Origin of the sequence: Bacillus sp. JJ1127 (assembly GCF_036965845.1) — a bacterium.
In the GTDB taxonomy this organism is placed as follows: Bacteria; Bacillota; Bacilli; order Bacillales; family Bacillaceae_G; genus Bacillus_A.
This window is the reverse complement of record NZ_JBALQK010000146.1, coordinates 1456-4417: the sequence shown is the minus strand read 5'-3', so window position 1 is coordinate 4417 and position 2962 is coordinate 1456. Positions and strand designations below refer to the sequence as shown.

Genomic DNA, 2962 nt, shown 5'->3' with positions numbered 1-2962 from the left:
TTTTACTATTTGTCATCAAGTACAAGAAAAAATATTTTTCTTCTGGTGTTAAATCTAATACAAATCCATCTTGCCAAAAATCAACATGTACTTGCCTAAACTTAGCCATGTTTTGAGTCCTCCTTACTAAAAATGCCTCGTACTATTTTCCTATTTCTCGTGATATAATAAGTTCAAATATAGTTTTTCAAGTGACTCCTGCTGCAACAGGGGTCTTTTTACTAAATTCTGTTATAAACCATTGGCATCATCCTCCTTTCAGGGTTATGTAGTGCACTCTTTCAACTGCTGATGCATTAATCCCCTGACTTTTTAATCGTTGTATAATCCCTAGGATACTTTCACAGTCCTTCTCTTTTTCTTGATCGTGCTTTTCTTTTTCACGATACATTTCCGCGAGTTCACGTCTAGCACGACGCCCTTCTCTAACCCACCAATAAAAAGTTGGTTCATCATTCGCTGCTAGTGCATATTTTTGTTGTTTCACGCAATGATTTACAAATGAAGTTAATTTTTTTGCCGCTTCAATACGCTTTGGTAAAACACGATTTGATAAATTCATACCATTTTCTCCTTTCTTAATTTCCTGTTTTCCGCTTCGAGTCGCTCATTCTCATTTATAAGACGTTCGATTAAGCTTCCTGCAACTGCAATTCCTCCAAAGACTGACACAATAACAAACATTGTAATGAAAAGGCTAAAAGAACTTTCAACCAATGCCGAATCCATGTGATACCTCCTTTTGTGATTCAAGCCATACTTCTAAATCTTTTTGTAAAAACAGAAGCTTTCTACCTTCCCTGATTACCGGGAACTGTGGATGATTTGCTAGTTCATACACTCTGCTAACTGCGATGTTGAGATAAGCTGCAGCTTCTTTCACCCGCATCACTTTGTTTGGTTGTGATTGTTGTTGAAATTCAGCTAGTGCAGCTCTAATTTCTTCCCTTACAACTTCACGTATAATTTCTTTTAACGATTCTTCTAAATTCATAAGACATACACTCCTATATCGATTTGTTTTACGCTTGTTTTTCCATCCATTCATAGAACTTGCTGGTAAGGATCATCCATCGTTTCCCTTCTCGGAATGCTGGAAAATCATTAGTTTTGACAATTTCGTACATACGATTTTTGCCAACACCCAAGATTTCCATCGCCTCTTCTAATGTAAGTAGCGGTTTGTGATTTACGACTTGTGACTGCTGTTTATGTAGAAGCTCTATTAATGGCTCAATTGCTTTAGTAACCGCTTGTTGGATTTGCTCTTCGATAGTCATTTCAATCCTCCTTAATATGAGTCACCTTAACATGACCCGAGGTCAAGTTTATTTTTCTAAAAAAAGACTTAATTTACTAAGTCATCCATCGGTGTATCTAATGCTTGTGCAATATTCTTTAATTTTTTAACGCTTGTTGACTTGATACCTGTCTCGATTTTAGAGATCATACTAGCGCTTGTTCCTGACAATCTCCCTAAATCTTCTTGAGTATATTTTTTTTGCTTTCGCAACTTCTTGATATATTCTCCCTTGATATCCATTTGTATCACCTCGTTACAATTCGATTATATTATTAACATGACCTTAGGTCAAGTTTTTTATTCAGTTTTTTTAAAATCTTTTCCCCTCATTATTTGTAGTTTTTATACCTTTTTGCAAATAACAAATGGACTCATGGTCAAGTTTTATGTAGAATATTAACTATAGTCAATACACATATACTTTAATAACCTTAGTCAATAAATATTAAAATAATCTACGGTGAAAGATAATCATATATAGATATAAAATAACAAGTTAAGGGGAATAAAGATGCTACCTATATTATCAGTACGTGTGAAAGAATTAAGGAAAAAACTGAAGTTATCTCAAAAGACTCTCGGTGAGATGGTAGATGTAACTGAGTCTTTCATTTCAAAAGTGGAATCTGGGACAAAACAACCTTCTCGTGAAGTGACGACAAAGCTTTCAGAAGCACTAAAATGTACTAATGACTATCTTCTTGGCAAATCTGATTCACCAGAACTAACTGAAGATCAAGACATTAAACTTACAAAAGAGGCTCAAGAAATACTAGAAATAATCAATAATTTACCTGAAGAAAAGCGTAAAAAGGCATGGGAGCAATTAGAAATGTTTGTTAACTATGAAAAGGCTAAAGGGAATGCTTAATAAAAAAAGACTATCACAACATAGATAGTCTTTTTTACATGGCCTTTTCTCTTTTTGATTCGTTTAAGCAAATTGCTAATAACATTTTTTTTGGACTTTCTTCCCCCTGCAAAAGTAATAACGCTTGCTTGATAAGATTCACATTCTCTTTAACTTCCTTCATATTTACTAAACTCCTATTCCCAAGATAGATTGTGATTTATTCACAATTGTTCATTATTTTTTTGTTTCAATAATTACTGAACATTCCCTAAAAACAACGAATGACACCGCCATTAGACGATGTCATTCAAAATCTATTATTTTAACCGACCCCTGTTCCCGGATCTCTTTTCATGTAATTTATTTGTTGATCAACGTTTGTTGGTTTAGGATTTTCCTGCTTTACTGGATTTAATAAAAGAGTTCCTGCCAAAAGTAATGCTGGTACAACTTTTAATAATGTTTTCATGAAGCACCCCCTAGATTATATGAAAATTATACCATATTTACCGAAAAATACCCAATTGTATCTTTGGTAATCTAGCATAAAAAATATTCCCTTCCTTTTCGAAACTTTCTAACGATTTAATCAATATATTCTTATCATTTTTCGCTAAACCTAAATAGTAAAGTTGATAGGATGATAGAAACCCATTTTCTTTTTGCAAATCTTCCAAAATAGCTATAGCTGTTTTCTTGTTGCCTAACTTTATTTGTAAATAGGCATTTTCTGCAGCATTACATGGTTTTATCTTCTTTAAGTCAATTTCATGATGAATTTTTAAGAACATAATTGTATCTAACAT

At 33.3% G+C, this 2962-nt stretch carries 9 protein-coding genes; 1 reads left to right on the top strand and 8 read right to left on the bottom strand.

The annotated features are described in order from the left end of the window. Positions 1-247: 247 nt before the first annotated feature. The 5 genes from V7183_RS15040 to V7183_RS15020 form a co-directional block, all read right to left on the bottom strand. The gene (locus V7183_RS15040; protein WP_335360029.1) at positions 248-562 is read right to left on the bottom strand and encodes a hypothetical protein; all 315 of its coding nucleotides are present in this window, start codon (positions 560-562) and stop codon (positions 248-250) included. Beyond that, complete coding sequence (locus tag V7183_RS15035) at positions 559-729, bottom strand: hypothetical protein (protein WP_335360028.1); 171 nt, start codon at positions 727-729, stop codon at positions 559-561. Before V7183_RS15035 ends, V7183_RS15040 begins: the two co-directional genes overlap by 4 nt. Beyond that, positions 710-994, bottom strand: coding sequence for a helix-turn-helix domain-containing protein (locus tag V7183_RS15030; RefSeq protein WP_335360027.1), 285 nt, complete (start codon positions 992-994; stop codon positions 710-712). The genes V7183_RS15035 and V7183_RS15030 overlap by 20 nt, the downstream gene beginning before the upstream one ends. 28 nt (positions 995-1022) lie before the next feature. After that, positions 1023-1280, bottom strand: coding sequence for a helix-turn-helix domain-containing protein (locus tag V7183_RS15025; protein ID WP_335360026.1), 258 nt, complete (start codon positions 1278-1280; stop codon positions 1023-1025). Between the two features lie 68 nt (positions 1281-1348). Beyond that, positions 1349-1543, bottom strand: a complete 195-nt coding sequence (locus tag V7183_RS15020) for a helix-turn-helix domain-containing protein (RefSeq protein WP_335360025.1) — start codon at positions 1541-1543, stop codon at positions 1349-1351. A 271-nt stretch (positions 1544-1814) separates the two neighbouring features. On the opposite strand from V7183_RS15020, the gene V7183_RS15015 reads away from it, so the two are divergent. Beyond that, a complete protein-coding gene (locus tag V7183_RS15015) occupies positions 1815-2174 on the top strand; it encodes a helix-turn-helix domain-containing protein (protein ID WP_335360024.1) in 360 nt (119 codons plus the stop codon). A gap of 34 nt (positions 2175-2208) precedes the next feature. On the opposite strand, the gene V7183_RS15010 is transcribed toward V7183_RS15015, so the two are convergent. From V7183_RS15010 to V7183_RS15000, 3 genes are all read right to left on the bottom strand, one after another. Further along, positions 2209-2337 carry a hypothetical protein gene (locus tag V7183_RS15010; RefSeq protein ID WP_335360023.1) on the bottom strand — a complete coding sequence of 43 codons (129 nt, stop codon included), beginning with the start codon at positions 2335-2337 and terminating at the stop codon, positions 2209-2211. A gap of 141 nt (positions 2338-2478) precedes the next feature. After that, entirely contained in the window at positions 2479-2625 is a 147-nt protein-coding gene (locus V7183_RS15005; RefSeq protein WP_335360022.1) for a hypothetical protein, read from the bottom strand. Between the two features lie 37 nt (positions 2626-2662). Continuing rightward, positions 2663-2962 (bottom strand): AimR family lysis-lysogeny pheromone receptor (locus V7183_RS15000; protein ID WP_335360021.1); only part of this gene is annotated, 300 nt, incomplete at its 5' end.

Excerpts from the sequence above, each read along its gene's own strand:
- V7183_RS15040 (WP_335360029.1), bottom strand. The coding sequence starts at position 562 with ATGAATTTATCAAATCGTGTTTTACCAAAGCGTATTGAAGCGGCAAAA.
- V7183_RS15035 (WP_335360028.1), bottom strand. The coding sequence starts at position 729 with ATGGATTCGGCATTGGTTGAAAGTTCTTTTAGCCTTTTCATTACAATG.
- V7183_RS15030 (WP_335360027.1), bottom strand. The coding sequence starts at position 994 with ATGAATTTAGAAGAATCGTTAAAAGAAATTATACGTGAAGTTGTAAGG.
- V7183_RS15025 (WP_335360026.1), bottom strand. The coding sequence starts at position 1,280 with ATGACTATCGAAGAGCAAATCCAACAAGCGGTTACTAAAGCAATTGAG.
- V7183_RS15020 (WP_335360025.1), bottom strand. The coding sequence starts at position 1,543 with ATGGATATCAAGGGAGAATATATCAAGAAGTTGCGAAAGCAAAAAAAA.
- V7183_RS15015 (WP_335360024.1), top strand. The coding sequence starts at position 1,815 with ATGCTACCTATATTATCAGTACGTGTGAAAGAATTAAGGAAAAAACTG.
- V7183_RS15010 (WP_335360023.1), bottom strand. The coding sequence starts at position 2,337 with ATGAAGGAAGTTAAAGAGAATGTGAATCTTATCAAGCAAGCGTTATTA.
- V7183_RS15005 (WP_335360022.1), bottom strand. The coding sequence starts at position 2,625 with ATGAAAACATTATTAAAAGTTGTACCAGCATTACTTTTGGCAGGAACT.